We start from the raw sequence: 19,920 nt of genomic DNA on the forward strand, positions 1-19,920 counted from the left end.
GAGAATGCTGATGGTCATGCGATTGATCGGGCTGCTGCCGGCGGCCTTCCTGGGGAGCGGTTGCAGCGGGGGGCCGGGCGCCTGCGTCGAACTGGACTTCGACCAGGGTTACTACGGCTACCATCGCGGCGGCCCGCCCCATTGTCCTCCAGGCCAGGCCAAGAAAGGCTGGTGCTGAGCCCGCTCCCTTTTCCCGAGTCTTCACGTCGTATGCGCGCCTCGCAGCGTCGCCGGTCGTCCGGCTGGCGGCGGGGCCGCAGGAGGCTGCCATGTGGCGCACATTCCTGAGAGTCCCGCTTCTTCTGCTTTTCGCCAGCCTGGGTGGCTGCGCGGTGTATGACTACGACTACGATGACGGCGACTGGCGCCGCTATCGCGGCCAGCCCTACGCCTACGAAGTGCCGCGCTATCGCGTCTACGACGATGGCTGGCGTAGCGAACGGCGCTACTACTCGACGCGCTACTACGACCAACGCTACTACCCGGCGCCACGCCGCTACGATGGCCACCGCGACTACCGGCGCGAGCAATATCGCTACCCGCAGCGCCACCACGAATCGCGCCCGGCCCATCGCGGCGAGCGGCATCCGGGCAACTGGCAGCGCGGCGGCCAGCCGCAATGGCGCGGGCATTCTCCGCAACGCTGGCAGCAACACGGTGGGCAGGATCGTCCGCGGCACCGGGGCCAGCAGGGCGGGGCGCCTCGCTGGCGCAACTGAGGTGCGCAAGGAAAGGCGGCGCCTGCGGGCGCCGTCGTGCTTTCCAGTCGAAAGTGCGGACCCTCTTGGCGCATTTGCTCGGCACACTCTGCCGATACCGAAACGAGGAGGTTCCCATGAGTCATTTTCTGTCGTTCGCCAAGGGCGCCCTGGCGATGTTCTGGCTCGTCGCGCTGGTCAACCTGGCCTACCCGCTGGGCGAGTTGCATCGACCGATCCTGCTGTTGTCCGGCGTGCTGGTGCTGGTCCATGCCGCCGAGATCCTGCTGCTCAACGGGCGTCTCAAGGCGCGCCCGGCACCTTGGCTGGAGCGCCTCCAGGTGCTGCTGTTCGGCGTCCTGCACCTGCGTAGCCTCGGCTGATTTACCCAGGCTTTACCCTCGCCGCGGGCACCGCCCGCGCGCCGCGCAGTCCGATGTGCAGGCTCCGGAACAGGCATTCCTCCGGCATCCGCAGGAGAGGCCGGAGCCGCACAGGAGGCGCCATGCGTCGTTTGCTTTCCTTGCTGATCCTCGTCCTGCCGTTGTCGGCCTGCGTGGTCTACGACCGCGACGACCACCGGTATCGTCCCGACTACCGCTACGAGCGCTATCACGACCGTGACCGTGACAACCGCGGGCGCGACTGGAACCGTACCTGGCAGGAGCGCCGCGACGACGCTCGCTGGCGCTGAGCCTCAGGCGGCGGCGAAGCGCCGGTCCTGTTCCAGCACCCGCTCGACGAACACCGCCGCGGCCGGCGACAGGCTGCGGCCGGCACGGCTGACCAGACCGTAGGCGGAGCCCTTGGCGCGGGCGGGCTCGGCGCCGGCGGGCCAGGGCAGCAGCGCCAGGCGGCCGGCCTCGACGTCGGCGGCAACCACGTCCCAGGGCGCCAGGCTGATCAGCTCGCTGGAGCCGACCAGGCCCTTGAGCATCAGCACGTCGTCGCACTGTATGCCGAGCGGTTCGTCGCGTTGCAGCAGGCGCGCCAGGTCGCCGCGGACTTCCGCGGGCAGACGCGGGCCGGCCAGCGGGTAATCGGCCAGTTGCTCGGCGCTCGGCCGCTCCAGACCCAGCAGCGGATGGCCGGGGCGGCAGAAGAGTACGCCGGGATGCTCGCGTAGCGGGTGGATGCGCAACTGCGGATCGCCTTGCAGCTCGCGGATATCGGCGACGAAGAGTTCGACGGCGTCATCCAGCAGGCGCTGGCGCAGGGTCTGCCAGTCCTCGATGAGCAGTGCGACGCGCACGCGTGGGTGGGCGCTGGAGAAACCGGCCAGTGCCTCGGGCAACAGCCGTGCGGCGGGGAAGGGACCGCCGCCCAGGCGTAGCTCGCCGCTGTCGAGATTGCCCAGTTGGCTTACAGCGTTGTGCAGTGCGCGATGCCCGGCCAGCAGGCGCCGAGCGTGTTCCAGCACCAGCCGGCCGTGGGCCGTGAGGGCCACGCCGCGGCTGCCGCGCTCCACCAGGGTGCAACCCAACTGTCCCTCCAGCGCCTGGATGCTGCGGGACAGCGCCGGCTGGCTGAGATTCACCGCTTCGGCGGCGCGGGCGTAGTGGCCGTGCTCGGCGAGGGCGACGAAGTGGCGGAACTGGCGTAGATCGCTCATGCGGACTCCGCATCGAATATCGGCCTGGAATGCATTGGAATTATTGCCGTGCCGCTCGGCATAGTGCCAGCCGAAGCCCACAACAATAAAACGGAGTATCCGATGAGCCGTCTGCTCGCACTCCTGGCGCTCGCCCCGCTGCTCGCCGGCGCCGCCGAAACCACCGCGCCCAAACCGCCCAGTGCCTTCACCGTCGAGGCCCAGCGGCGGGTCGAAGCGGAATTGCCGTTCGCCGACCGTGCCGACTTCGAGCGCGCCGAACGCGGCCTGATCCGGCGCCCGGAGCGGGTGCTCATCCGCAACCCCGACGGCAGCGTCGCCTGGCAGCTCGGCGGCTACGACTTCCTCCTCGACGGCAAGCCCCGCGACAGCATCAATCCCAGCCTGCAACGCCAGGCCCTGCTCAATCTCAAGTACGGCCTGTTCGAGGTTGCCGAGGGTATCTACCAGGTACGCGGCTTCGACCTGGCCAACATCACCTTCATCCGCGGCGACAGCGGCTGGATCGTGGTCGACACCCTGACCACCCCGGCCACCGCCAGGGCGGCCTACGAGCTGGTCAGCCGCGAGCTGGGCGAGAGGCCGATCCGTACGGTGATCTACAGCCACGCCCACGCCGATCACTTTGGAGGCGTGCGCGGTCTGGTCGAGCCACAGCAGGTCGCCAGTGGCGCGGTGCAGATCATCGCCCCGGCTGGCTTCATGGAGGCGGCGATCAAGGAGAACGTCCTGGCCGGCAACGCCATGATGCGCCGCGCCACCTACCAGTACGGCACGCAACTGCCCAAGGGGCCGCAGGGGCAGGTCGACATGGCCATCGGCAAGGGATTGGCGCGCGGACCGCTGAGCCTGCTGGCGCCGACCCGCCTGATCGAAGGCGAGGGCGAGGACCTGGTGCTGGACGGCGTGCCGTTCACCTTCCAGAACACGCCGGGCACCGAGTCGCCGGCGGAGATGAACATCTGGCTGCCGCGGCAGAAGGCCCTGCTGATGGCCGAGAACGTGGTCGGTACCCTGCACAACCTGTATACCCTGCGGGGCGCCGAGGTACGTGATGCGCTGGGCTGGAGCAAGTACATCAACCAGGCGCTGCATCGTTTCGGCAGGCAGGCCGAGGTGATGTTCGCAGTGCACAACTGGCCGCGCTGGGGCAACGCGGAGATCGTCGAGGTGCTGGAAAAGCAGCGTGACCTGTACGGCTTCCTGCACGACCAGACCCTGCACCTGGCCAACCAGGGCGTGACCATCGGCCAGGTGCACAACCGCCTGCGCCTGCCGCCCAGCCTCGACCAGGAATGGTACGACCGCGGCTACCACGGCTCGGTCAGCCATAACGCACGGGCCGTGCTGAACCGCTACCTGGGCTACTACGACGGCAACCCGGCGAGCCTCGACCCGCTCAGCCCGGAGGACTCGGCGGGCCGCTACGTGGAATACATGGGCGGCGCCGAGCGCCTGCTGGAGCAAGCGCGGGCGTCGTACGCCAGGGGCGAGTACCGCTGGGTGGTCGAGGTGGTCAACAGGCTGGTCTTCGCCGAGCCGGATAATCGGGCCGCGCGCGAGCTGCAGGCCGACGCCCTGGAGCAGCTCGGCTACCAGGCGGAGAACGCCGGCTGGCGCAACAGCTACCTGAGCGCCGCCTACGAACTGCGCCACGGCGTACCGCGCGACCAGCCGACGATGAAGGCCGGCAGCGCCGATGCCCTGGCGGCGATGGACACCGGCCTGCTGTTCGATTATCTCGGCGTGCGCCTGGACGCCGGCGCTGCGGAGGGCAAGGCGCTGAGCATCAACCTGCGCCTGCCGGACATCGGCGAGAACTACCTGCTGGAACTGAAGAACTCGCACCTGAACAACCTGCGCGGCGTGCAGAGCGAGGACGCCGGGCAGACCGTGAGCATCGACCGCGCCGATCTCAACCGGCTGCTGCTCAAGGAGGTATCGGCGGTACGCCTGGTCTTCGAGGGCAAACTGAAGAGTTCCGGCAATCCGCTGTTGCTGGGGCAACTGTTCGGCATGCTCGGCGACTTCGACTTCTGGTTCGATATCGTCACGCCGGCGGCGAAGTCCGAAGGCTGACGACGAAGGCGCCCGAGAGGGGCGCCTGGTCTTTTCAGTAGGCCACGGTGAAGCGCTGGCGATGATGACGGGGCTGCTCGGCCTCGTCGAGCATGGCTACCGCCAGGTCTTCCAGGGAAATCCGGCTCTCGCCCTTGGCGTCGAACAGGACCTGGTCGCCGCCGAGGCGGAACTTGCCGCTGCGCTGGCCGGGTTCTAGGAGCATCGCCGGGCTGAGGAACACCCAGTCCAGTCGTTGCTCGCCGCGCAGTTGGTCGAGGGCGTCGGCGGCGCCGAGGGCGCCCTGCTTCCACTGCTCGGGGAATTCCGGGCTGTCCACCAGGCGCTGACCGGGGGCGATCTCCAGGCTCCCGGCGCCGCCGAGAACCAGCAGGCGCGGCACGCCGGAGCGTTTCACGCCGTCGAGAATGGCCTGGCTGCCGGCGGCGTGGCGGGCGCGGAGGTCGGCGCTGCCCCAGCCGCCGTTGAAAGCGCTGATGACCACCTCGTGGCCTGCCACGGCGCTGGCCACCTGGGCCGGGTCGCTGACGTCCGCCTGCACTACGCAGAGGCCGTCGCGCGCCGCCAGCTTGCTCGGGTCGCGGACCAGGGCGGTTACCGCGTGGCCGCGTTGCAGGGCTTCGTTGAGGAAATAGTGGCCGACGTGGCCGGTGGCGCCGATCAGGGCGATTTTCATGCTGCACCTTCCGTTCGAGAAATGCCGCAGAGCGGCGTCGATCAGCATCATCCGCCCTGCGCTCGCCGGGATAAACCGCTGCGAGGGGGATGCACTCGTTAGCCCAGCTTAATAATCAGACCTCCTCGCTGTCGCTCATCAGGGTCAGGCTGCGGGCCACGGCGAGGGCGATGAACAGGACCCCGATCACTCCTTCGCTGCCGGCCAGCAGGCGCGCCAGCGGGTTGATCGCCTGGATGTCGCCGTAGCCCACGGTGGTCAGGGTCACCAGGCTGTAGTAGACGAAGGTATCCAGGCCGAGTGCGCCATGGCTGGCGATGAAGCTGGCCGGCTGCATCTGTTCGACCATGTAGTAGGCGAGAGCGAAGGCCAGCGCCATCTGCAGGTAGAGCGCGCAGAGTCCGTAGAGCAGCTCGTGGGTCACCGGGCGCTCCTGGGTGACGCGGCGGAACAGCGCGGCGAACAGGGTCAGGTACAGCAGGATCAGGCTCAGCCCGCGCAGCAGGCCGGGCGGCAGGCTGGAGTAGGGACTGCTGAAATCCGCAGTGGTGTACAGGGCCAGGCTGAACAGGCCGAAGAAGGCCGTCAGGTAGACCAGCGGACTGCGTCTGCGCAAGGTGTTCATCCCGGCCAGCACCAGCAGCAGGAGGCTGCCGAGCACCCGTGGCTTGGTGCTCGACGGCAGGCCGAGGATCGCCGTGAACAGCACGGTGGAAAAGAACAGCAGGCGGAAACGGTAACGCAGCAGCAGGGCGTTCAAGGCGGGCTCCTCGCATCGTCGAATCGACCAGCCTGGGCGCGGACCCGCCTGTCTGTCTATTGGCCTTGGGTCGGATCGAACAATTTCTGCACCACGGAAAAGTCCCGCTCCGCATAGCCCTGCTTCAGCAGCAGACGGTACAGGCTCAGCGCCAGGCTGCCCATCGGCGTGCTGCTGGCGCTGGCCTGGGCGGCTTCCTGGGCCAGCCCGAGGTCCTTGGCCATCAACTGGGCCATGAAGCCGCCGCTGTAGTCGCGCGACGCCGGAGCGTTCTCCATCACCCCCGGCCAGGGGTTGTAGACTTCCAGCGCCCAGTTGCCGCCGGAGCTGCGGCGCATGATCTCGGCCAGCACCTTCGCCTCGAGGCCGTTGGCCACACCCAGGGCCATGGCTTCTGCGGTACCGATCATCAGCACCGCGAGGAGCTGGTTGTTGCACACCTTGGCGACCTGGCCGGCGCCGTCGGGGCCGGCATGGAAGATGTTCCGACCCATGGCCTCGAACAGCGGCCGGGCCTTCTCCAGGGCTTCGGCGTCGCCGCCGACCATGAAGGTCAGGGTGCCGGCCGCCGCGCCGGCAGTGCCGCCGGACACCGGCGCGTCGAGCATCGCCAGGCCGCGCTCGCGGGCGGCGGCGTGGACCTTGCGCGCCGAGGTCGGGGCGATGGTCGAGCATTCCAGCACCAGGGTGCCGGGGGCGATGTGCGCGAGCAGGCCATCGTCGTCGAGGTACAGGCCTTCGACGTGCTGGCTGGCCGGCAGCATGCTGATGACCACGTCGGCGCCCTGCACCGCGTCGCGGGCGCTGCGGGCGGCGCTGGCGCCGGCGGCGACCAGGCCGTCGACGGCGCTCTGCACCAGGTCGAAGACGTTCAGCAGGTAGCCGGCCTTGAGCAGGTTGGTGGCCATCGGCGCGCCCATGTGGCCGAGGCCGATGAAGGCGATCTGTTTCATGGAGCTCCTCCTGTGGCGGCCGCGAGGCCTCTTGGGGATGCTGTGAAACAGCTTAGACGCTATGGACGTGGCGGGCCCGCGCCCTCCTTCGGCAGAGGGCGGCGCGGCGGATCAGAGCCCCGCCAGCGGATGCTCGCCCTCCCAGGTCGGCTCGAAGTGCGCCTCGATCACCGCCTGCGGGATCGATTCCACCTGCGGCCAATGCCAGTTCGGTGCGTTGTCGCGATCGATCAGCCTTGCGCGTACCCCCTCGGCGAAGTCCGGATGGCGCGTGCAGTTCAGGCTCATGGCGTATTCCAGGCGGAACACCTCGGCCAGCGACAGGTAGCGCGCACGCTCGATCTGCTGCCAGACCAGATGCGCGGTCATCGGGCAGCCCTCGGCCAGGGTCTTCGCGCCACGCGCAAGCAGCGGGTCGGCGTCGTCGCGCAGCGCCACCAGCGCCTGCCAGGCGCTCGCCAGGTCCGGCTGGTCGAGCAGTGCGTCCAGGCGCGGCCGGCGCGGGAGCAACTGGGCCTCCGGCAGTTCGCCGCGGGCCTCGTGTTCGAGGGCGCGAAGCAGGCTGTGAAGTTGCACCTGGGGCGACTCGTTCCAGTTCATCTGCACCAGGCCGGCGAGCAGGGCGTCCTGCTGGTCGTCGAGAAGGAAGCGGTCGGCCAGGTCGAGGTCGAGAGCGTCGCGGGCGTTCATCTGCGCCGCGCTCAGGCCGAGGAACAGGCCGAGCCTGCCGGGCAGGCGGGCGAGGAACCAGCTGGCGCCGACGTCCGGGTACAGGCCGATGCCGATCTCCGGCATCGCCAGGCGGCTGGACGGGGTGACGATGCGAATCCCGGCACCCTGCATCAGCCCCATGCCGCCGCCCATTACATAGCCGTGGGCCCAGCAGATGAAGGGTTTCGGGTAGGTGTGGATGCGGTAGTCGAGGCGGTATTCATCGGCGAAGAAGCGTCGCGCCAGGGCCGGTACCTCGCCGGGTTGCTCACGGCAGGCGTCCACCAGCTTGCGCACGTCGCCGCCGGCGCAAAAGGCCTTGGCGCCGTTGCCGCGCAACAGCACGCAGGCGATGCCGGCGTCTTCGGCCCAGGCGTCGAGTTTCGCCGCCAGGGCCTCGATCATCGGCAGGGACAGGGCGTTCAGGCTCTTTTCCGCATCCAGGGTGGCAATGCCGATGCGGAAGCCATGCAGGCTCGGGCGTTCTTCGAAAAGCACGTTCATGTCGGGGCTCTCGGCTCGGGCGGGCTGTGGCGCAGCCCGCCGGGTTCGATGGGAAGGCTCAGCAGTTGCGCCACTTGGGATCGCGCTTCTCGAGGAAGGCGTTGACCCCTTCGCGGGTGTCCTGGGCGTCGAACAGATCGACGAAGCGCTCGCGCTCCTCCGGCAGCCAGGTGTTCGGCGCGCGTTCGCGGGCACCCTGGATCAGCGGCTTGATGGTGCGGATCGCCACCGGGCTCTGGCGTGCCACCTTGGCCGCCAGCAGCAGGGCGGCGCCGCGCGCCTCGCCGCTGTCCACCACCTGTTCGACCAGGCCGATGCGCAGGGCGGTTTCCGCGTCCACCCGCTCGTTGCAGAGGATCATCCGCTTGGCCCAGCCTTCGCCCACCAGCCAGGGCAGCGCCTGGGTCCCGCCGGCGCAGGGCAGCAGGCCCACCGCGGCCTCCGGGAGGGCCATCTGCGCCTGGCGCTCGGCGATGCGGATGTCGCAGGCGAGGGCGCACTCCAGGCCGCCGCCCATGGCGTAGCCGTTGATCGCCGCGATCGACACCCCGCGGAAATCGCGCAGCGCCTCGAAGGCCTCGCCGAAGCGGCGGGCCATCTCGCGAGCGCGGGCCTTGTCGCCGTCGGCGAACATGTTCAGGTCGGCGCCGGCGGAGAAGAACTTCGGCCCCTGGCCGGTCACTACCAGGGCGTAGATATCGTCGTCGCGGTTGAGGTGCTCGATCAGTTGGCGCAGGCCGATCAGCGAGTCGCGGTCCCAGGTGTTGGCCGGCGGGTGGTTGATGGTGATCAGCGCGGTGTGCCCGTGCTTTTCCACGGTGAGCTTGTGGGTCAGGTCGAAGGAGGAAGCCTTGTAGGGTTCGACGGCAGTGTTCATGAAGTCCCTCACTGGATCATGGGCCGGGGCGTCCCGGCACTATCGGATGCGATGGTTCGCGGCGTTCACAGCAGGCGATCGAGCATGCCGCCCTGCTCCAGCAGGCGGCGGGCGACGATCACCCGCATGATTTCGTTGGTGCCTTCGAGGATCTGGTGCACGCGGGTGTCGCGTACCCAGCGCTCCAGCGGATAATCGTTGAGATAGCCGTAGCCGCCGTGCAGTTGCAAGGCCTCGTTGCAGACATCGAAGCAGCGGTCGGTGGCGAAGCGCTTGGCCATTGCGCAGTACAGGGTCGCCTCGGCGTCGCCGCGGTCCAGCCGATGGGCGCCGAGGCGGACCATCTGGCGGCTGGCGGTGAGTTCGGTGAGCATGTCGGCGAGCTTGAACTGCAAGGCCTGGAAGGTCGCCAGCGGCTTGCCGAACTGCTCGCGCTCCTCGACGTAGCGCATCGACTGCTCCAGCGCCGCCTGGGCGGCGCCCAGGGAACAACTGGCGATGTTCAGGCGGCCGCCGTCGAGGCCTTTCATGGCATAGACGAAGCCCTGGCCCTCCGGGCCGATGCGGTTGCCGGCGGGGATGCGCACGCCTTCGAAGGTGATGGTGCGGGTCGGCTGCGCGCGCCAGCCCATCTTGTCCTCGTTGCGGCCGTAGCGGATGCCGGGCGCGTCGGCCGGCACCAGGAAGCAGGAGATGCCCCTGGCGCCGTCCTCGCCGGTGCGCGCCATGACGATCAGCACCTGGGTGCTGCCGGCGCCGGAAATGAAGCACTTGCTGCCGTCCAGCACGTATTCGTCGCCCTCGCGGCGGGCGCGGGTGCGCAGGCGCGCGGCGTCGGAGCCGGCATCGGGCTCGGTGAGGCAATAGGAAGCGAGCGACTCGCCGCCGATCAGGCCGGGCAGCCAGGCCTCCTTCAGCGCCGCGTCGCCGAACGAGGCGAGCATCCAGGCGGCCATGTTGTGGATGCTGATGTAGGCGGTAGTGGCCACGCAGCCGGCGGCCAGTTGCTCGAAGATCAGCGAGGTGGACAGCCGCGACAGGCCCAGGCCGCCGTCTTCCTCGGCGATGTACAGGCCGAGGTAGCCCTGTTCGGCGGCGGCGCGGATGACTTCCACCGGGAAGTGATGGTCGCGGTCCCAGTCGGCCGCCTTCGGCGCCAGTTCGTGGCGGGCGAAGGCGCGGGCGCTCTCCACCAGCAGGCGTTGTTCTTCGGTGAGGTCGAAATCCATAGGTCCTCGGGTCACTTGAGATGGATGGTCATGTTCGGGCCGGCCGACGATTCGTCGGTCGTCGGTTCATCGTCGAACCAGCGGCTGGTGACGGTCTTGGTCTCGGTATAGAAGCGCACCGCCTGCTTGCCGTAGGCGTGCAGGTCGCCGTAGAAGGAACCCTTCCAGCCGGTGAAGGAGAAGAACGGCAGCGGTACCGGGATCGGCACGTTGATCCCCACCTGGCCGACCTGCACCGCGTGCTGGTAGCGCCGAGCGGCGCCGCCGGAGCGGGTGAACAGGCTGGTGCCGTTGCCATAGGGATTGGCGTTGACCAGGGCAATCGCCTCTTCCAGGGTATCGACCTCCAGGCAAGCCAGCACCGGGCCGAAGATCTCCTCGCGGTACAGGCCCATCTTCGGCGTCACTGCGCGGAACAGGGTGGGACCGAGCCAGTTGCCGTTGGGATAGCCTTCGACCTGGCACTGCGAGCCGTCGAGCAGGCACTCGGCGCCTTCCGCCTTGCCTTCGGCGATCAGGCGCAGCACGCGCTGGCGCGCCTGCGGACTGATCAGCGGACCATAGGCGGCGTCCGGGTCCTGCCAGTGGCCGGGGCGCAGGGCGGCCATCCGCTCGGCCAGTTCGGGAATCCACTCGCGCGCCGCGCCGACGAACACCGCCGCGCTGATCGCCATGCAGCGCTGGCCGGCGGCGCCGCAACTGGCACCGACCAGGTTGCCGAGAACCTGGGCCTTGTTCGCGTCGGGGAGGATCACCATGTGGTTCTTCGCCCCGGCGAAGGCCTGCACCCGCTTCAGGTGCGCGGTGCCGGTGCGGTACACGTGCTGGCCGACGGCGACCGAGCCGACGAAGGAAATCGCCCGGATGTCCGGGTGGGTGAGGAGGGCATCGACCTGCTCGCGGCCGCCATGGATCACCTGCAGCACGCCCTTCGGCGCGCCGGCCTCGAGGAACAGCTCGGCGAGGCGATTGGGTGTCAGCGGATCCTGTTCGGAGGGCTTGAGGACGAAGGTGTTGCCGCAGGCGATGGCCAGCGGGAACATCCACAGCGGGATCATCGCCGGGAAATTGAACGGGGTGATCCCGGCGCACACGCCGAGGGGCTGGATCCAACTGGCGGTGTCGATCTCGCGGGCGACGTTTTCCACCGTCTCGCCCATCATCAGGCTGGCCACGTTGGCGGCGTGTTCGACCACCTCGATGCCGCGCCACACGTCGCCCTTGGCATCGGCGAGGTTCTTGCCGGTCTCCCGGGCCAGCAGTTCGCCGAGTTCGTCGTGGTGTTCCTTGAGCAGGTGCTGGTAGCGCAGCATCAACCGCGCTCGCTCGGGAGCCGGGACTTCGCGCCAGGTCTCGAAGGCGCGCTGGGCGCTGGCGATGGCCTGCTCGATCTCGTCGGCGGTGGCCTTCGGCGCCAGCGCGAGGACGTCCTGGGTCGCCGGATCGGTGACTTCGATCAGTTCGCGGGAACGGCTGCCGCGCCATTCGCCGTCGATCAGCTGGGGGATTGCCTTGGCCATCGTCGCCTCCGCTTCCCGGTGGACCGGGATGTTGTTTTGAGTCGTTATAGCCGGCCGCAAGCCGCCTGTGGATTGACGATCTTGCGCAAGGGATGGACGATCTTGGGATTCAGATTACCGAGTCGCGTCGCCGTGAAGCGTTCCGTACAGACCTCCGCCTGGCCCCTGCCCAACCAGGGGGTGCGTTTCATCACGCCGCCCCGCCTGCGTCGCGCCCTGGCCCGCCATCCGCTCGGCCAGGCCTGCTACCCGCTGGCCCTCGGTTACTACCCGGAGGCACATGGCCACCACATGCAGCGGCGCGCGCCGGACGACCATCTGTTGATCTACTGCCGTGCCGGACGCGGCTGGCTGGAGTGCGCCGACGAGCGCGTCGAGGTCGGCGGCGGTGACCTGCTGGTCCTGCCCAAGGGCCTGGAACATGCCTACGGCGCCGACCCGCAGCGGCCCTGGAGCATCTACTGGGTACATTTCGAAGGCCTCCTGGCGGAGGACTTCCTGCGTCCGCTGGGCAACGCTCCGCGCCTGCGCCTGGGCATGCAGCCGCGCCTGCTGGCGGAGTTCGACGCGCTGCTGGCGCTGCGCCGCCAGGGCCTCAGCCTGCCGCACTTCATCCATGCCGCGCACCTGTTGCAGGGCCTGCTCACCTCGCTGGCGGTGCGTCCGGCGCGGGCCAGCCTGAAGTCCGGGCGGGTGCTGGACATCGATGCGGTGCAGGCGCTGATGCGCGCGCACCTGCACGACAGCCTCAACCTCGACGAGCTGGCGGCGCAGTTCAAGCTGTCGCGCTTCCATTTCGCCAAGACCTACCGCGCCCTGACCGGCCAGGCGCCGATCCAGGACTTCATCCAGATGAAGATGGCCCACGCCTGCCGCCTGCTCGACGAGGGCGCGCTGGAGGTGCGGCAGATCGCCGAGCAGCTCGGCTACGCCGATCCCTATTACTTCTCGCGGCTGTTCCGCAAGGTGGTGGGCATGGCGCCCAGTCACTACCGGGCGCTGCACCAGGGCTAGTGCTCCGGGCATAATGCTGCCTCCGGCCCGTGGGCCGAGACCGACAAGGATCGTCGATGCGCAAACCCCTATCGCTCTACCACCCCTGGCTCTACTGGCTGCGGGTCTGGCAACGACGTCTCTGGCGGCACTGCCGCTGGCGTCTTGGCGGCCGTCGCTACGTGCGGCTGCCATCGGTCGACGAGCGCCTGCCGTACCGCTACATCAAGCACACCTCGAAGTTGATCCGCCGCCTCGGCGACAGCGACCTCGCCCTGCAACGCAACAAGGTGGTCAACCTGCGCCTGGCGGTGGACTGCATGAACGGCGTGCGCATCGGCCCCGGCGAGTACTTCTCGTTCTGCCGGCTGGTCGGTCGGCCCAGCGCCCGGCGTGGCTTCGTCGAAGGCATGGAGTTGTCCTTCGGCGAGGCGCGCAGCGGAATCGGCGGCGGCATCTGCCAACTGAGCAACCTGATCCACTGGATGGCCCTGCATTCGCCGCTGCGCGTGGTGGAGCGGGCCAACCACAGCTTCGACCCGTTTCCCGACGAGGGACGGATCCTGCCGTTCGGCTCGGGCGCGGCGATCTTCTACAACTTCATCGACCTGGTGCTGCACAATCCGACGGCGGATACCTTCCAGTTGCGCTTCCATATCGCCGCCCACCAACTGGAAGGCGAACTGCTGTGCAGTGCGCCGCGCCCTGTGCGCTACCACGTCTACGAGAGGGCCCAGCGTTTTGTCCGCGACGGCGAGGCAGTGCTGAGGCTCAACGAGATCTGGCGCGACATCCGGGAAAAGGGCCAGGCCGGCACCTTGCTGGCCAGCGAGTGCCTGTACCGCAACCGGGTGCGCGTGAAGTATCCGCTGGAAGAGGCCCGCCTGTCCCGAGATTGACAAGCGCGGCGCGCTTTTCTACGGTTCCGCGGCCACAGGCTGTCGGCGACCTTCTGAAAAAGGCCGGACGACTTTTTCAGTACCGAGACAGGGGGTTCCATGACCGATAACGACGACCGCATCAAGCTCGAGGCGAGCTGGAAGGAAGCGCTGCGCGAGGAATTCGACAAGCCCTACATGAAGCAACTGGGCGAGTTCCTGCGCCAGGAGAAAGCCGCCGGCAAGGCGATCTTCCCGCCCGGGCCGTTGATCTTCAACGCGCTGAACACCACGCCGCTGGAGAACGTCAAGGTGGTGATCATCGGCCAGGATCCCTACCACGGGCCGGGCCAGGCCCACGGCCTGTGCTTCTCGGTGCAGCCCGGCGTGCCGACGCCGCCGTCCTTGCAGAACATCTACAAGGAACTCAACCGCGACCTGAACATCCCGACTCCCAACAACGGCTACCTGCAGCGCTGGGCGGAGCAGGGCGTGCTGTTGCTCAACACCTCGCTGACCGTCGAGCAGGCCAAGGCCGGCTCCCACGCCAATGCCGGCTGGCAGCCGTTCACCGACCGCGTCATCGAGGTGGTCAACGAGCGTTGCGAGCGCCTGGTGTTCCTGCTCTGGGGCAGCCACGCGCAGAGCAAGCAGAAGCTGATCGACCCGCAGCGCCACCTGATCCTCAAATCGGCGCACCCGTCGCCGTTGTCGGCCTACCGCGGTTTCCTCGGCAACGGTCACTTCAGCCGCACCAACAAGTTCCTCGAGCAGAACGGCAAGACGCCTATCGACTGGTCGCTGCCGGACCTCTGACCACTGTCGCCCAGCTCTTCACATGGCGGGCGCCGCTGTGTGCCCTCTGGCCGCGCGCGGAATAAAAAAGCCCGCACGAGGCGGGCTGGAAAACGCCACACATCCAGTGTGGCGGCGTGGCTCGATCAGCCGGCGCGCTTCCTCCAGTAGCGGAAGCACGGCTCGGCGAGGAACAGCACCAGCAATAGCCGCAGTACCTGCAAGGCGGTGACCAGCGGCACCGAGAGCTGCAAGGCTTCGGCGGTCAGGCTCAGCTCGGCGATGCCGCCGGGCATCATGCCGAGCATCAGCGACTGGTGGTCGAGGGTGGCCAGCCAGCCGAGCAACTCGGCGGCGAGCGCCGCGGCGAACATCATCCACAGCGTGCAGACCAGGGTGCGACTGACGAAGGCCGGAGCGCTGCGAAAGAAACTGCGGTTGAAATGGCAACCCAGGGCGCTGCCGATCAGCCATTGGCCAACGCCGCTGGAACCGGCCGGCAGGCCGATATGCAGGTCGAAGCCGAGGCTGACGCTGGCCGCCAGCAGCAGCGGGCCGAGTAGCCAGGGATTGGGTTGGCGCAACTTCTGCCAGCCCAGCGCGACCAGCGCCCCGGCCGGGAACAGCAGGGCCAGCCAGCGCCAGTCCACCGGCGCGGCCTGGTGCGGGCCCGGCTGGCCGCCGCCGAGCAGGTACTGGAACGCCGCCGGCACCAGCAGCACCACCAGCAACAGGCGCAGGCTCTGCGCTGCGGCGACGCGGCTGAGCACCGCGCCGTGGCGCTGCCCGAGGTTGACCATCTCGCTGGCGCCGCCGGGCATGCTGGCGAAGAACGCGGTGGCGCGGTCCTCGCCGCTGCGGCGCATGAAGGCGATCGCCAGTACGCTGGAAAGCGTGGTGGCCACGGCGCCGAAAACGATGATCGCGCTGTGCGCCAGCACTTGCTCGATCACTGCCGGAGTGAAGTGCAGGCCGATGCCGATGCCGACGATCCATTGCCCGCACTTGCGTGCCCCCGGCACTTCGGCCAGCGGCAGGTCGGCCAGGCAGCGCACCAGCATCACCGCCAGCAGCGAGCCGATCATCCACGGCAGCGGCCAGCCGACCAGGCTTGCCAGCCAGCCGCCAAGGGCGCCGACCAACGGCGTCGCCCAGTACAGCCTCCAGGTGACGCGCTCAGGCATCGGCCAGCCCTGTCGTGCGACGGGCCGCGCGGCGGCGCCAGGCGCGGACCAGCGGCAACAGCAGCATCACCACCACCAGGGCCCAGGTCACCAGGCTGATCGGGCTCGACCAGAGGATGCCCAGTTCGCCGTTGGAGATCGACAGCGCGCGGCGCAGGTTCTGTTCCATCAGCCCGCCGAGGATGAAGCCCAGCAGCAGCGGCGAGAGCGGGAAGTCGAGCTTGCGCAGGATGTAGCCGAGCACGCCGATGCCGACCATCAGGAACAGGTCGAAGGTAGTCGCGTGCACGCCGTACACGCCGATCCCGGTGATGATCGCGATGGCCGGCACCAGGGCCCAGTTCGGCACCGCGAGGATGCGGGTGAACACACGGACCATCGGCACGTTGAGGATGATCAGCATGACGTTGGCGATGAACAGCGAGGCGATCAGGCCCCAGACGATGTCCGGTTGCTGCTGGAACAGCAGCGGGCCGGGAGTGATGTTGTACAGGGTCAGGGCGCCGATCATCACCGCGGTGGTGCCCGAACCGGGCACGCCGAGGGTCAGCATCGGCACCATGGCGCCGCAGGCCGCGCCGCCAATGGCGGTTTCCGGGGCGGCGAGGCCGCGCATGTCGCCCTTGCCGAACTCGCCCTTGGCGCCGGCCAGCTTCTTCTCGGTCATGTAGGCCACGGCGCTGGCCAGGGTCGCGCCGGCGCCGGGCAGCACGCCCATGACGAAGCCGAGCACGCCGCAGCGCAGGTTGACCAAGAATACGCTGGCGGCTTCCTTGAAGTTGAACATCATCCGCCCGGTGGCCTTGACCGCTTCCTGGCCGTGGTGGGTCTTTTCCAGCAACAGGAGAATCTCGCTGACCGAGAACAGACCCAGTACCAGGACCACGAACTGGATGCCGTCGGCGAGGTGGATGCTGTCCCCGGTGAAGCGGTACACGCCGCTGTTGGCGTCGATCCCGACGCAGGACAGGAACAGCCCGAGCAACGCCGCCAGCAGCGTCTTCAGTGGCTTGTCGCCGGCCATGCCGCCGAGGCAGACGATGGCGAAGACCATCAGTACGAAGTATTCCGCCGGACCGAAGGCGATCGCCCACTTGGCCAGCAGCGGGGCGAACAGGACCATCCCGCAGGTGGCGATGAAGGCGCCGATGAAGGAACTCCAGGCCGACAGCGACAGGGCCACGCCGGCCAGGCCCTTGCGTGCCATCGGGTAGCCGTCGAGGGTGGTCATCACGGTCGAGGCTTCGCCGGGGATATTGAGCAGGATCGAGCTGATCCGCCCGCCGTACTCGCAGCCCAGGTACACGGCGGCGAGCAGGATCAGCGCGGTTTCCGGCGGCAGGCCCAGGGCGAAGGCCACCGGGATCAGCAGCGCCACGCCGTTGATCGGGCCGAGGCCCGGCAGCAGGCCGACGATAGTGCCGATCAGGGTGCCGATCAGCGCGGTGATCAGGTTGGTCGGGGTCATCGCGACGCCGAAGCCCTGGCCGAGGTAGTTCAAGGTTTCCATCGCGAAGTCCTCACAGCGGCAGGAAGTCGAGAACGCCCAGCGGCAGCGGGACGTCCAGGGCGCGGTCGAACAGCCAGTAGAGGCCGATCCCGAGCAGGCTCGCGGTGATCACCGCGGGCAGTGGCCGGGCGCCGTAGAGAATGGCCATGCAGGAGCCGACCAGGGCGGCGCTGAGGATGAAACCGAGCGCTTCGAACAGACCGGCGAACACCAGCAGCAGGGCGATGCAGGCGAGCACCTTGAGCAGCACGGCGCCGCTCAGCGGCTGTTCGTCCTCGGCGTGGCGGATCGGCGTCGGCCGCACGATCAACCAGGCCAGGCCGGCGCCCATCAGCGCCAGGCAGAGCAGCGGGTAGGCGCGCGGGCCGACCGGTTCGTAGGAAAACGGCGCCTGGTAACGCCAGCCGGCGACCGCCAGGCCGACGCAGGCGAGCAGCCAGAGCCCGGCGAACAGGCGCTGGTACAGGTTGGAACGGGTCATGGGACTATCCTCGTGGCGCGGCCGGGGCCCGGCCGCGCGCGGGCTGGCTTACTGGATCAGGCCGAAGTCCTTGGCCAGTTGCTTGTACTGCTGGACCTGCTGCTTCACGTAGCCGTCGAGTTCCTCGCCGGTCATGGCGAAGGGGAACAGCTCGCGCTGGTCGCGCAGCTTGGCGAAGTCCTCGGAGGCCAGCAGTTGGTCGAAGGCGTTCTTCCACCAGGCGTAGTCTTCGTCGCTGACCTTCGGCCCGAGGTAGAACCCGCGAACCACCGGCCAGACGATGTCGTAGCCCTGTTCCTTGGCGGTGGGGATGTTGGCCATCGCCGCCTCCGACAGGCGTTCTTCGGAGAACACCGCGAGCAGGCGCATGTCGCCGCTGAGGATGTGCGGCATGGAGTCGGAAATGTCGGTGCTGCCGACCTGGATGTGCCCGCCGAGCAGCGCGGTGGCGATCTCGCCGCCGCCTTCCAGGGCCACGTAGCGCAGGTCGCGCGGATTGATCCCGGCGGCCTTGGCGATCAGCGCGGTCTGCATCCAGTCCTGGCTGCCGACGGTGCCGCCGGAGCCGATCACCACCTTGCTCGGGTCGGCCTTGAGCGCCTTCACCAGGTCGTCGAGGTTCTTGTAGGGCGAATCGGTGCGCACCGCGATGGCGCCGTAGCTGGTGCCGATGGCGGCCAGCCATTTCACCGCGTTCTCGTCGAAGCGGCCGAACTTGCCCTGGGCCAGGTTCAGCAGCGAGCCGCTGGAGAAGGCGGTGATGGTGCCGGCGTCGCCCGGGCGTTGGGCGACCACCGCGTTATAGGCGACCGCGCCGACGCCGCCGGGCATGTAGGTGACGCGCATCGGCTTGCTCAGCAGCTTGGCCTCGACCAGGGCGCTCTGCGCCAGCTTGCAGGTGAGGTCGAAACCGCCGCCGGGGGACGCCGGGGCGATGCATTCGGGACGCTTGGGTTCGGCCACGGCGGCGCCGGCCAGCAGCAGGCCGGCGGCAACCAAGGCGAGGGGACGAAAAGACAGTTTCATCATCATCGGTGCTCCTGTGGAGTTCTTGTTCTGGCTTACCAGATCGGCAGGGTATAGCTGACGATCAGGCGGTTCTCATCGATGTCGCGGGTGAAATTGGAACGGAAGGTCGCGTTGCGCCAGCGGATTCCGAGGTTCTTCAGCGCGCCGCTCTGGAACACGTACTGCAGTTCGGTGTTGCGTTCCCATTCGCGGCCTTCGCCGCTCTGCCCGGCGAGTTCGACATTGTCGCCCTTGACGTAGCGGGTCATGAAGGTCAGGCCGGGAATGCCGAGGCCGACGAAGTCGTAGTCGTAGCGCAGTTGCCAGGAACGCTCCTTGGGGCCGGCGAAGTCGTTGACCTGGACGAAGTTGACCAAGTAGGGGTTGCTGCCTTCCAGGTAGGGGAAGGCGTCGTCGCCGTTCATTCGCTGCCAGGCCGCGCCGAAGGCATGGTTGCCAAGGCTGTAGGTGAACATGCCGTTGAGCGACTTGTTGTCGATGCCGCCGGCCTTGGCCGAGCCGCTGTCGGTGCTGCGGGCGAAGCGCAGGTCGCTGGTCAGTTCGCCGGGACCGATCGGCCAGCTGTGCAGCAGGCCGACGAAGTGCTGGCGGTAGACGTCCTGCAGGTTGCTGTAGTGATAGCTGGCGGTGAGTTGGTCGGTGAGCTTGTAGTCCAGTCCGCCGAGGTCGAAGTGATCGGCGCTGACCCCGGCGAAGCGGCCGTTCTTGTCGTTCAGCGCGAGGTCCTCGGAGTCGCTGGAGTCGCGGATCTTGGTCTTTTCCAGGCGCCCGGCGGTGAAGCCGAGGTCCTTGATCTCCTTCGAGGTGAGCAGCGCGCCTTCGAATATCTGCGGGAAGATCCGCCCGTTGTTCGGTTGTACCGATGGCAGCTTCGGAATCAGCGTGCCGACCTTCAGCTCGCTCTGCGAGACCTTGACCTTGGCGGTCAGGCCCAGTTTCGAGTAGGTGTCCGGTGCGCGGCCGTCGGAATCCTTCGGCAGCAGTCCGGTACCGCTGCGGCCGCGGCCGGAGTCGAGCTTGACGCCGAGCATGCCCATGGCGTCGAGGCCGAAGCCGACGGTGCCCTGGGTGTAGCCGGACTGCAGGTTGAGGATGAAGCCTTGCGCCCACTCCTCGCGCTTGGACTGGCCGGGGCCGTCGCGGAAGTCGCGGTTCATGTAGAAGTTGCGGGTTTCCAGGCTGGCCTTGCTGTCTTCGAGGAAGCCGGCGGCGTTGCCCAGGGGCGCGATGCCGGCGAGCACGACGGCGGTGGTGGTCAGGGTGGTGCTGCGGGACAAACGTACAGACCTTGCGGCCTGCGGCAGGGAAGTCGACATGCAGTGGTCTCCGATTCTTGTTCTTGTACGCCGAGCACCACGCTGCAGGGCGTTTTGGCGGACGATCTGCGCCGTCCATCGACTGATCCTAAGACGCCAAGCTTTCGCCAGGCTT

Annotated in this window: 21 protein-coding genes; 8 read left to right on the forward strand and 13 right to left on the reverse strand. The window is 68.2% G+C overall.

Annotation, left to right across the window (positions count from 1 at the left end):
• Window positions 1–4: 4 nt before the first annotated feature.
• From FOC67_RS04095 to FOC67_RS04110, 4 genes are all read left to right on the forward strand, one after another.
• Window positions 5–178, forward strand: a complete 174-nt coding sequence (locus tag FOC67_RS04095; RefSeq protein WP_009878032.1) for a hypothetical protein — start codon at window positions 5–7, stop codon at window positions 176–178.
• Between the two features lie 91 nt (window positions 179–269).
• Entirely contained in the window at window positions 270–719 is a 450-nt protein-coding gene (locus FOC67_RS04100; RefSeq protein WP_009315242.1) for a hypothetical protein, read from the forward strand.
• A 116-nt stretch (window positions 720–835) separates the two neighbouring features.
• Window positions 836–1,081, forward strand: a complete 246-nt coding sequence (locus tag FOC67_RS04105; RefSeq protein ID WP_003085479.1) for a DUF1145 domain-containing protein — start codon at window positions 836–838, stop codon at window positions 1,079–1,081.
• A gap of 122 nt (window positions 1,082–1,203) precedes the next feature.
• On the forward strand, window positions 1,204–1,392 hold the full coding sequence (locus FOC67_RS04110; RefSeq protein WP_009315243.1) for a hypothetical protein: 189 nt from the start codon (window positions 1,204–1,206) through the stop codon (window positions 1,390–1,392).
• Between the two features lie 3 nt (window positions 1,393–1,395).
• On the opposite strand, the gene FOC67_RS04115 is transcribed toward FOC67_RS04110, so the two are convergent.
• The gene (locus FOC67_RS04115; protein ID WP_009315245.1) at window positions 1,396–2,310 is read right to left on the reverse strand and encodes a LysR family transcriptional regulator; all 915 of its coding nucleotides are present in this window, start codon (window positions 2,308–2,310) and stop codon (window positions 1,396–1,398) included.
• Window positions 2,311–2,412: 102 nt separating this feature from the next.
• On the opposite strand from FOC67_RS04115, the gene FOC67_RS04120 reads away from it, so the two are divergent.
• Window positions 2,413–4,389 carry an alkyl/aryl-sulfatase gene (locus FOC67_RS04120; protein WP_009315246.1) on the forward strand — a complete coding sequence of 659 codons (1,977 nt, stop codon included), beginning with the start codon at window positions 2,413–2,415 and terminating at the stop codon, window positions 4,387–4,389.
• 34 nt (window positions 4,390–4,423) lie between these two features.
• Here FOC67_RS04120 and FOC67_RS04125 read toward each other — a convergent pair whose 3' ends face one another.
• The 7 genes from FOC67_RS04125 to FOC67_RS04155 form a co-directional block, all read right to left on the reverse strand.
• A complete protein-coding gene (locus FOC67_RS04125; RefSeq protein ID WP_003110820.1) occupies window positions 4,424–5,065 on the reverse strand; it encodes an NAD(P)-dependent oxidoreductase in 642 nt (213 codons plus the stop codon).
• A gap of 115 nt (window positions 5,066–5,180) precedes the next feature.
• On the reverse strand, window positions 5,181–5,825 hold the full coding sequence (locus tag FOC67_RS04130) for a potassium channel family protein (protein ID WP_003085490.1): 645 nt from the start codon (window positions 5,823–5,825) through the stop codon (window positions 5,181–5,183).
• 56 nt (window positions 5,826–5,881) lie between these two features.
• Window positions 5,882–6,778, reverse strand: coding sequence for a 3-hydroxyisobutyrate dehydrogenase (gene mmsB, locus FOC67_RS04135; RefSeq protein ID WP_003116513.1), 897 nt, complete (start codon window positions 6,776–6,778; stop codon window positions 5,882–5,884).
• A gap of 111 nt (window positions 6,779–6,889) precedes the next feature.
• The gene (locus tag FOC67_RS04140) at window positions 6,890–7,993 is read right to left on the reverse strand and encodes an enoyl-CoA hydratase/isomerase family protein (RefSeq protein WP_003114169.1); all 1,104 of its coding nucleotides are present in this window, start codon (window positions 7,991–7,993) and stop codon (window positions 6,890–6,892) included.
• 58 nt (window positions 7,994–8,051) lie between these two features.
• On the reverse strand, window positions 8,052–8,870 hold the full coding sequence (locus FOC67_RS04145) for an enoyl-CoA hydratase (protein ID WP_003085498.1): 819 nt from the start codon (window positions 8,868–8,870) through the stop codon (window positions 8,052–8,054).
• Window positions 8,871–8,935: 65 nt separating this feature from the next.
• Window positions 8,936–10,099: an isobutyryl-CoA dehydrogenase gene (locus tag FOC67_RS04150; RefSeq protein WP_003085499.1), complete on the reverse strand. Its 1,164-nt coding sequence runs from the start codon at window positions 10,097–10,099 to the stop codon at window positions 8,936–8,938.
• Window positions 10,100–10,110: 11 nt separating this feature from the next.
• Window positions 10,111–11,619, reverse strand: coding sequence for a CoA-acylating methylmalonate-semialdehyde dehydrogenase (locus tag FOC67_RS04155; protein WP_003085501.1), 1,509 nt, complete (start codon window positions 11,617–11,619; stop codon window positions 10,111–10,113).
• A gap of 132 nt (window positions 11,620–11,751) precedes the next feature.
• On the opposite strand from FOC67_RS04155, the gene FOC67_RS04160 reads away from it, so the two are divergent.
• The 3 genes from FOC67_RS04160 to ung all read left to right on the forward strand — a co-directional run bounded on the left by FOC67_RS04160 (window position 11,752) and on the right by ung (window position 14,306).
• Entirely contained in the window at window positions 11,752–12,633 is an 882-nt protein-coding gene (locus FOC67_RS04160) for an AraC family transcriptional regulator (RefSeq protein ID WP_009315247.1), read from the forward strand.
• A gap of 56 nt (window positions 12,634–12,689) precedes the next feature.
• The gene (locus FOC67_RS04165; RefSeq protein ID WP_003085508.1) at window positions 12,690–13,511 is read left to right on the forward strand and encodes a VanW family protein; all 822 of its coding nucleotides are present in this window, start codon (window positions 12,690–12,692) and stop codon (window positions 13,509–13,511) included.
• A 99-nt stretch (window positions 13,512–13,610) separates the two neighbouring features.
• Window positions 13,611–14,306 carry a uracil-DNA glycosylase gene (ung, locus tag FOC67_RS04170; RefSeq protein WP_009315248.1) on the forward strand — a complete coding sequence of 232 codons (696 nt, stop codon included), beginning with the start codon at window positions 13,611–13,613 and terminating at the stop codon, window positions 14,304–14,306.
• Between the two features lie 125 nt (window positions 14,307–14,431).
• Here ung and FOC67_RS04175 read toward each other — a convergent pair whose 3' ends face one another.
• From FOC67_RS04175 to FOC67_RS04195, 5 genes are read right to left on the reverse strand one after another with little or no spacing between them, the layout of a single operon-like run.
• Window positions 14,432–15,469, reverse strand: coding sequence for an AbrB family transcriptional regulator (locus tag FOC67_RS04175; RefSeq protein ID WP_009315249.1), 1,038 nt, complete (start codon window positions 15,467–15,469; stop codon window positions 14,432–14,434).
• Window positions 15,462–16,979: a tripartite tricarboxylate transporter permease gene (locus tag FOC67_RS04180; protein WP_003110251.1), complete on the reverse strand. Its 1,518-nt coding sequence runs from the start codon at window positions 16,977–16,979 to the stop codon at window positions 15,462–15,464. The genes FOC67_RS04175 and FOC67_RS04180 overlap by 8 nt, the downstream gene beginning before the upstream one ends.
• A 10-nt stretch (window positions 16,980–16,989) precedes the next feature.
• Complete coding sequence (locus FOC67_RS04185) at window positions 16,990–17,460, reverse strand: tripartite tricarboxylate transporter TctB family protein (RefSeq protein ID WP_003085516.1); 471 nt, start codon at window positions 17,458–17,460, stop codon at window positions 16,990–16,992.
• 48 nt (window positions 17,461–17,508) lie between these two features.
• Window positions 17,509–18,492 (reverse strand): tripartite tricarboxylate transporter substrate binding protein, encoded by a 984-nt coding sequence (locus FOC67_RS04190; RefSeq protein ID WP_009315250.1) that lies wholly within the window; start codon window positions 18,490–18,492, stop codon window positions 17,509–17,511.
• 29 nt (window positions 18,493–18,521) lie between these two features.
• Window positions 18,522–19,805: an OprD family porin gene (locus FOC67_RS04195; protein ID WP_003140943.1), complete on the reverse strand. Its 1,284-nt coding sequence runs from the start codon at window positions 19,803–19,805 to the stop codon at window positions 18,522–18,524.
• Window positions 19,806–19,920 lie beyond the last annotated feature (115 nt).

It is taken from the genome of Pseudomonas sp. FDAARGOS_761 (genome assembly GCF_013343155.1).
Lineage (GTDB): Bacteria > Pseudomonadota > Gammaproteobacteria > Pseudomonadales > Pseudomonadaceae > Pseudomonas > Pseudomonas aeruginosa.

What these genes read in the sequence shown, in the direction of transcription:
- FOC67_RS04140 (WP_003114169.1), bottom strand. Translation starts at nt 7,993, where the DNA reads ATGAACGTGCTTTTCGAAGAACGCCCGAGCCTGCATGGCTTCCGCATC.
- FOC67_RS04150 (WP_003085499.1), bottom strand. Translation starts at nt 10,099, where the DNA reads ATGGATTTCGACCTCACCGAAGAACAACGCCTGCTGGTGGAGAGCGCC.
- FOC67_RS04155 (WP_003085501.1), bottom strand. Translation starts at nt 11,619, where the DNA reads ATGGCCAAGGCAATCCCCCAGCTGATCGACGGCGAATGGCGCGGCAGC.
- FOC67_RS04175 (WP_009315249.1), bottom strand. Translation starts at nt 15,469, where the DNA reads ATGCCTGAGCGCGTCACCTGGAGGCTGTACTGGGCGACGCCGTTGGTC.
- FOC67_RS04190 (WP_009315250.1), bottom strand. Translation starts at nt 18,492, where the DNA reads ATGATGATGAAACTGTCTTTTCGTCCCCTCGCCTTGGTTGCCGCCGGC.
- FOC67_RS04115 (WP_009315245.1), bottom strand. Translation starts at nt 2,310, where the DNA reads ATGAGCGATCTACGCCAGTTCCGCCACTTCGTCGCCCTCGCCGAGCAC.
- mmsB (WP_003116513.1), bottom strand. Translation starts at nt 6,778, where the DNA reads ATGAAACAGATCGCCTTCATCGGCCTCGGCCACATGGGCGCGCCGATG.
- FOC67_RS04120 (WP_009315246.1), top strand. Translation starts at nt 2,413, where the DNA reads ATGAGCCGTCTGCTCGCACTCCTGGCGCTCGCCCCGCTGCTCGCCGGC.
- FOC67_RS04185 (WP_003085516.1), bottom strand. Translation starts at nt 17,460, where the DNA reads ATGACCCGTTCCAACCTGTACCAGCGCCTGTTCGCCGGGCTCTGGCTG.
- FOC67_RS04110 (WP_009315243.1), top strand. Translation starts at nt 1,204, where the DNA reads ATGCGTCGTTTGCTTTCCTTGCTGATCCTCGTCCTGCCGTTGTCGGCC.
- FOC67_RS04095 (WP_009878032.1), top strand. Translation starts at nt 5, where the DNA reads ATGCTGATGGTCATGCGATTGATCGGGCTGCTGCCGGCGGCCTTCCTG.
- FOC67_RS04180 (WP_003110251.1), bottom strand. Translation starts at nt 16,979, where the DNA reads ATGGAAACCTTGAACTACCTCGGCCAGGGCTTCGGCGTCGCGATGACC.
- FOC67_RS04105 (WP_003085479.1), top strand. Translation starts at nt 836, where the DNA reads ATGAGTCATTTTCTGTCGTTCGCCAAGGGCGCCCTGGCGATGTTCTGG.
- FOC67_RS04165 (WP_003085508.1), top strand. Translation starts at nt 12,690, where the DNA reads ATGCGCAAACCCCTATCGCTCTACCACCCCTGGCTCTACTGGCTGCGG.
- FOC67_RS04195 (WP_003140943.1), bottom strand. Translation starts at nt 19,805, where the DNA reads ATGTCGACTTCCCTGCCGCAGGCCGCAAGGTCTGTACGTTTGTCCCGC.
- FOC67_RS04100 (WP_009315242.1), top strand. Translation starts at nt 270, where the DNA reads ATGTGGCGCACATTCCTGAGAGTCCCGCTTCTTCTGCTTTTCGCCAGC.
- FOC67_RS04125 (WP_003110820.1), bottom strand. Translation starts at nt 5,065, where the DNA reads ATGAAAATCGCCCTGATCGGCGCCACCGGCCACGTCGGCCACTATTTC.
- FOC67_RS04145 (WP_003085498.1), bottom strand. Translation starts at nt 8,870, where the DNA reads ATGAACACTGCCGTCGAACCCTACAAGGCTTCCTCCTTCGACCTGACC.
- ung (WP_009315248.1), top strand. Translation starts at nt 13,611, where the DNA reads ATGACCGATAACGACGACCGCATCAAGCTCGAGGCGAGCTGGAAGGAA.